Here is a 5260-nt window from a genome sequence, read left to right as displayed (position 1 = left end):
GACTGGTAATATGGACATGAACACGCTTCTTCCGATCATTGTTCAGGTGATTATGGGTATCATCGGTGGCCAGGCGGTGGGCGCGGCGCTCAAGACAGCGGCAGTGGGGCAGCTTACCAAAATCCTGGGCGGCGCCCTTGGCGGCGTCGGCGGTGCGGCCATCCTCGGCAGCCTGCTCGGCGGTGGCACGATCGATCCGGCTGCGGCCGCAGCGGCAACGAGCGGATTGGGCAGCGCGCTGAATGTACAGAACATCCTCGGCGGTGCCGGTGGTGGCGCCATTCTGACGACCATCATCGGCGCGGTCATGAATGCGACGAAGAAGTCAGCCTAGCGGTTTCGGGCTTTTGCATGGGCGGCTTCGGCCGCCCATTTTTTTGCGTTGTGGCGACAGCCGGTTGCGGTGGACGACGTTCGCGTGTGGATCTACATCAGGGGCGACACAGCGAAAGGGACGATCATGGGTCAGCTCAACGCCGGCGTCGTGCCGGTCACGGCCTTCCAGCAAAACTGCACCATTCTCTTTGACATGGACGACAGACAAGGCGTCGTCGTCGATCCGGGCGGCGACATCGAGAAGGTGCTGGCGGTGCTCAAGGACAATGCGATCAACGCCGGCGCGATCTGGATCACGCATGGTCATATCGACCATGCCGGCGGCGCCATGGAGCTGAAGGAGGCGCTCGGCGTCGAGATCATCGGCCCGCATGAGGCCGACCGTCCGTTGCTTGCCAATCTCGAGAAACAGGCGAAACACTACGGCATCACCGATCCGGTGCGCAATTGCGTGCCCGACCGCTTTCTCAGCGAAGGCGATACCGTCTCGTTCGGCCAGCACGCGTTCGAAGTCTTTCATTGCCCCGGCCACGCGCCCGGCCATGTCGTCTACTACAATCGTGCTGCTAAGTTCGCCCATGTCGGCGACGTGTTGTTTCGCGGCTCGGTCGGGCGCACCGACCTGCCGGGCGGCGACCACGCCGCGCTGATCGCCTCGATCAAGGACAAGCTTTTGCCGCTCGGCGACGACATCGGCTTCATCTGCGGCCACGGTCCCGGCGGCCGCTTCGGCGAGGAGCGCCGGAGCAATCCATTCCTGATTTAAATGCATTGCGGCTGAGGAGCCTCACGCGACGCGCATCGGTCTCCTGCCTTTATGCATGCCTACGACCAAAAGCGCTGGCCTGGCGGACAGCGCTTTTTGTTTGGCGGCAGGGAAGCCTCAGTTCGCGGTGCAGAAATGCTGTTCGCCGTCATAGCCGGTGAACGTGCCGGTGCGGGCGTTGAAAGAGCGATAGCGATCCGAACAATATTCATACCAGCCACGGGTCCATGGCTCGGCATAGCCGTCATTGTAGACGACTCGCGGTTCCGCGTAGTAGCGGCGCACCGGGGCGGGCCGTGGATAACGACCATAATCGTCATAGCCGGGGTCGTAATAGCTGGGCTGCGGGTTGTTGAGCGCACCAACGATCAGGGCGCCGGCCGCGAGGCCAAGGACGCCTGCCGCGACCGCATCGCCATTGCCACGATGGTGGTGCCGGTGACGCCAGTCACCAGCGCTGGCCGCTGGCAAGGTCGCGAGCGTGGTTGCAACAATCGCGGCGGACAGGATGATGGTCTTGAAAATTCGGTTCATGTCGGTCTCCTTCGTGCCGGCCCGGTAATTTAGGGGATGCGGTCCGGCTTTACCGAAGCTAATAGGCGACCGTGGCTGAACGGGGGCTGAACGAAATTGACGGGATGGGACCAGTCGATATTCGATCAAGCATGGCGCAAGACACAAATATCGTACGCTCAACAAGGAGCGGACCTGCACGACGGGACCGTCCGACGCTGTCTCGAACTCGGCTCAGCCGATCGACAGGTTGACCGCTTTCGGACCCTTGCCGCGCTTGTCCGGCTCGGTGTCGAATGTTACCTTCTGCCCATCCTCAAGACCGGGAAGACCCGACGCCTGCACGGCCGAAATGTGGACGAAGACATCCTTCGCGCCATCATCCGGCGTTATGAAGCCGAAGCCTTTGGCATGATTGAAGAATTTGACGGTGCCGGTCTGCGGCATGGGAAGCTCCTTTGATCCCATAAAGTCCAGTCTCGGGCCGGCAAATGCCCGAGTGGAAATTTGTCCTTTATTTTAGCGCTATCGGCAAGAGAAAGTTTTGGGAGCATTGGCATGCCGCCCTGCCACGAAAAAAGCGCGACGAAAACCGCCGCGCCTTCGAAACTCGGGTCCGGCCCTGAAAGCCGGTTCAAGGCCTTTAGAAGGCCTCGGGCACATTCCTGGCACGTCCGAGCGGACGTGCGCGCGCCGACGGTTCAGTCCGCGCGGAGATTGACCGCCTTCGGTCCCTTGCCCATGCGGTCGGGCTCGACGTCGAACGTGACCTTCTGGCCATCGACGAGCGTGCGCAGGCCCGAGGCCTCGATCGCGGAGATATGGACGAACACGTCCTTGGCGCCGTCATCTGGCGTGATGAAGCCGAAGCCTTTGGTAGCGTTGAAGAATTTAACGGTGCCGGTCTGGGCCATTGGGGAAACTCCTTCACCCGTGTCAGTCTTTGTGGTTTGCCCGCCGCCTGACGCCGTGGGCAAGTCCGGTGGTTGCTTCGGCAGTCATGCATTGGCGCATGGTCAAAACCCCCCGCCGAAAAACGGGGCCGTCAGAGATTCACAGTATCGGGGAAAGGTCGTCCAAAACGTTCCGCTCTCCGGGTCGCAAATGCCCGAACACGAAATTTATCGCACGGAAAGGTGATCGTTGCAAGGTAGCGTCCGCGGGCCGCCCAATGGGCGCATTCCGACGCATCGCATCGATTAGGACGGGGTGCTCGCCCGGTCATCGGCCAGCGCCTGGCCACGCATGGTCCAGCGGGCTGGGAGCTTGCAAACAGGGGTTGCATTTGGCGGTGGAATGGCGAGGATCGCCTTGGAGTGGAGCGCGCGCGTTTGCACCGGAGCGGGGGCTCGAGGGAGATATAGTTATGAAATTTCTTGCGGCAATCTTCTCGCGGCAGGGTTTTGCCATCGTGTTGCTGTCGGCAGTTCTTGCAGCCTGCACAGCGGTGGTGGTGGAGGAAGGACCGGGGTACCGCCCGCCAAGGCCCGGGCCGCAATTCTGCACCAAGCAGTATGATCCGGTCTGCGCCCGGCGCGGTGGCGACCGCCAGACCTTCGCCAATGCCTGCCTTGCCGAGCGGGCCGGGTATCGCATCATCCGCGACGGCCAGTGCCGCGACGGCGGCGGCGGTGGCGAAGAGCAGACATTCTGCACGCGCGAATATGCCCCCGTCTGCGCACGCCGCCGTGGCGAATTGCGCACCTTCCCCAACGCCTGCGAGGCTCGCGCCGCCGACTATCGCATCGTCGACGACGGTCCCTGCTGAGAGGCTGGTTTCCTCCTCGTCTCCGGACGGGGAGGAAGCCATCTATCAACCCGACACAGGCAGGTGAGGGTAGCTGGCGCCTCCTGCCTCTACGCCGGCAGCGTCGCCTTATGGCAATGGGCGATGAACTCGGCCCTAGCCATGCAGGTCGTTGTCCCAAACCGCTTCGCACTGTTGGGAGACATGCATTAGGCGCTCGGATTGTCGGCCACTTCGAGATTGTCTTCCGTGGTGACCCGCTCGTAGGTCTCCTCGTCGCTGCGGATGCGGTATTGCGGCGAGCCGTCCTTGACTGGCAGCTTGCTCTTGATTTGGAACAGCTCTGCGGTCTTCTGGACAAGGCCGATGCGGCTCTTCATGCGAACGGTCTGGCCGAAAAGATGCGCGGGCGTGTCGGTGCGCGGGCGCGCGTTCTGCTGGAAGCGCATCATGCAGCATTCTCCTGGTCGCGCCTCAGCGCGGTTTCGAGTTCCGCGAGGTCGATGGCAACCGATTGGCTGGTCTGGCTTTTCACCGTGCTTGCCGGCAGATGGATGAAGGTGGCGACACGGCGCCAGGCAAGCCACGACATGCCATCGATAAGTTCCTCATCGTGGTCGATGTCGTAGTCGCCGGCCGGCAATTTTCCTTCCAGGCCGCCGAGCATGAAGGGTGCCTCGAAATGCGCTATGGAATGGGTAGTTCGGCCAGCCATTCTTGTGCCTCGAAGTCTCGTTTCCGGCTTGGATCCGAGAGGTGGTGCCCGCTTTGCGGCAGCGGGACTAAATGTCGTGTGTCCCTGTGTATCGGCAATTTGGGTATCGGCGATCTGGAATGAGTTTGGCGGGTCGAGAACCTCTGACGCCGCGAGTTGCCAAGCTTGGCCCAAAAAACGATCTCAATTCTTTAATCCGAAATTGCGGTTTATTCAAGAAGATTCCTGCCGGATCGTGATCCATTGACAAAATTCGCTCTCTATAATTATTTGTAGAATGCTGATATGATTCAAGAGCTTTCGGAAAATGTCTGAGACGTCGCCGTAACTTTTGTACCGGCATCTATGCTTTATTTCGTTTGAAAAGAAAATTTCATAATCTCTGTGAAGACCCCGAGTGGCGTAACCGTAACCTCAATCCCTTCGTCAAGCCGACCGTCGGGCCTGCGAAAGTCATGTCGGCGCGTCTGACGATACGAAGTGACGAGGCAGCAAGGCGAAAGATCGCCGACACCGACGGCACGGCGCGGCGGGCCAGACAGGTTGCGGAGACCAACCGCCTGATCTGACAATGCCTACAGCGCGTTTGCGCGTCTTTTTGGACGCGCAAAGGGCGCTGTACTACTTTGATTTGCATGATCCTTTTTCGAGCCTCCGGTTCGGGTCATGCGCTGAGGAGCTCGATCATGACGCTGAATTTTCCCAACCGCAGCCGCTCCTATGACGCGGCGGCCAAGCGCATTCGTTTCGTCGGCCATGACGGCATGTTCGAAGTGCCGTTCTTTGTAGAGATTGCAGCGCTTTCGGCGGCAAGTCCGGCCACCAGTGGAGCGGAAGCCGAGTATCTCAGCGCCTTCGATGCGGAGCGTTCGTCGATCCAGGATGTTGCGCGAAGCCTATTCGCACGGTCGCAAGAACATGTATGTGCTGACCCAGGCCGATTTCCGGTAAGCTGGCCTGCGAACCCTTGAACCTGCCGCGCCGATGGCCTAGATCGCGGCAGGCGGACAAAACATGGCAGGTTTCCCATCAACAGAGATCCGAGAAGACCGGCAGGCGCGGGCGCCAATTTCGGCTCAGGCGGACAGCCGCCGCTAGGGCTCGACCAGCGCGTGCAGCAGGCGCTGCAATTGCATCAGGCCGGCCGCCGGCAAGAAGCCGAGATGCTCTATCGGCAGGTGCT

Annotated in this window: 8 protein-coding genes and 1 pseudogene; 4 read left to right on the top strand and 5 right to left on the bottom strand. The window is 60.8% G+C overall.

What is annotated here, in order from left to right; translation table 11 throughout:
• The first annotated feature begins 10 nt into the window (after window positions 1-10).
• Window positions 11-334 carry a hypothetical protein gene (locus tag EOA85_RS26680; protein ID WP_127211759.1) on the top strand — a complete coding sequence of 108 codons (324 nt, stop codon included), beginning with the start codon at window positions 11-13 and terminating at the stop codon, window positions 332-334.
• Between the two features lie 126 nt (window positions 335-460).
• On the top strand, window positions 461-1102 hold the full coding sequence (locus tag EOA85_RS26675; protein ID WP_127211760.1) for an MBL fold metallo-hydrolase: 642 nt from the start codon (window positions 461-463) through the stop codon (window positions 1100-1102).
• A 117-nt stretch (window positions 1103-1219) separates the two neighbouring features.
• On the opposite strand, the gene EOA85_RS26670 is transcribed toward EOA85_RS26675, so the two are convergent.
• The 3 genes from EOA85_RS26670 to EOA85_RS26660 form a co-directional block, all read right to left on the bottom strand.
• Entirely contained in the window at window positions 1220-1636 is a 417-nt protein-coding gene (locus EOA85_RS26670; RefSeq protein WP_127211758.1) for a BA14K family protein, read from the bottom strand.
• Between the two features lie 213 nt (window positions 1637-1849).
• Window positions 1850-2062 (bottom strand): cold-shock protein, encoded by a 213-nt coding sequence (locus EOA85_RS26665; RefSeq protein WP_006202521.1) that lies wholly within the window; start codon window positions 2060-2062, stop codon window positions 1850-1852.
• A gap of 254 nt (window positions 2063-2316) precedes the next feature.
• Window positions 2317-2529: a cold-shock protein gene (locus tag EOA85_RS26660; protein WP_023799871.1), complete on the bottom strand. Its 213-nt coding sequence runs from the start codon at window positions 2527-2529 to the stop codon at window positions 2317-2319.
• Between the two features lie 452 nt (window positions 2530-2981).
• Here EOA85_RS26660 and EOA85_RS26655 point away from each other — a divergent pair, with 452 nt between their 5' ends.
• A complete protein-coding gene (locus EOA85_RS26655; RefSeq protein WP_029349995.1) occupies window positions 2982-3383 on the top strand; it encodes a Kazal-type serine protease inhibitor in 402 nt (133 codons plus the stop codon).
• A 188-nt stretch (window positions 3384-3571) separates the two neighbouring features.
• Here the strand turns inward: EOA85_RS26655 and EOA85_RS26650 are convergent, their stop codons facing one another.
• A complete protein-coding gene (locus EOA85_RS26650) occupies window positions 3572-3814 on the bottom strand; it encodes a hypothetical protein (protein ID WP_127211757.1) in 243 nt (80 codons plus the stop codon).
• The gene (locus tag EOA85_RS26645) at window positions 3811-4077 is read right to left on the bottom strand and encodes a hypothetical protein (RefSeq protein ID WP_127211756.1); all 267 of its coding nucleotides are present in this window, start codon (window positions 4075-4077) and stop codon (window positions 3811-3813) included. The genes EOA85_RS26650 and EOA85_RS26645 overlap by 4 nt, the downstream gene beginning before the upstream one ends.
• Before the next feature lie 686 nt (window positions 4078-4763).
• Here EOA85_RS26645 and EOA85_RS26635 point away from each other — a divergent pair.
• A pseudogene (locus EOA85_RS26635) lies at window positions 4764-5028 on the top strand (DUF1488 domain-containing protein).
• Window positions 5029-5260: the final 232 nt, after the last annotated feature.

Origin of the sequence: Mesorhizobium sp. M5C.F.Ca.IN.020.29.1.1, assembly GCF_003997375.1 — a bacterium.
GTDB classification, from domain to species: domain Bacteria; phylum Pseudomonadota; class Alphaproteobacteria; order Rhizobiales; family Rhizobiaceae; genus Mesorhizobium; species Mesorhizobium wenxiniae.
This window is presented reverse-complemented; position numbering and strand designations above follow the sequence as displayed.

Excerpts from the sequence above, each read along its gene's own strand:
- EOA85_RS26680 (WP_127211759.1), top strand. The coding sequence starts at position 11 with ATGGACATGAACACGCTTCTTCCGATCATTGTTCAGGTGATTATGGGT.
- EOA85_RS26675 (WP_127211760.1), top strand. The coding sequence starts at position 461 with ATGGGTCAGCTCAACGCCGGCGTCGTGCCGGTCACGGCCTTCCAGCAA.
- EOA85_RS26670 (WP_127211758.1), bottom strand. The coding sequence starts at position 1,636 with ATGAACCGAATTTTCAAGACCATCATCCTGTCCGCCGCGATTGTTGCA.
- EOA85_RS26665 (WP_006202521.1), bottom strand. The coding sequence starts at position 2,062 with ATGCCGCAGACCGGCACCGTCAAATTCTTCAATCATGCCAAAGGCTTC.
- EOA85_RS26660 (WP_023799871.1), bottom strand. The coding sequence starts at position 2,529 with ATGGCCCAGACCGGCACCGTTAAATTCTTCAACGCTACCAAAGGCTTC.
- EOA85_RS26655 (WP_029349995.1), top strand. The coding sequence starts at position 2,982 with ATGAAATTTCTTGCGGCAATCTTCTCGCGGCAGGGTTTTGCCATCGTG.
- EOA85_RS26650 (WP_127211757.1), bottom strand. The coding sequence starts at position 3,814 with ATGATGCGCTTCCAGCAGAACGCGCGCCCGCGCACCGACACGCCCGCG.
- EOA85_RS26645 (WP_127211756.1), bottom strand. The coding sequence starts at position 4,077 with ATGGCTGGCCGAACTACCCATTCCATAGCGCATTTCGAGGCACCCTTC.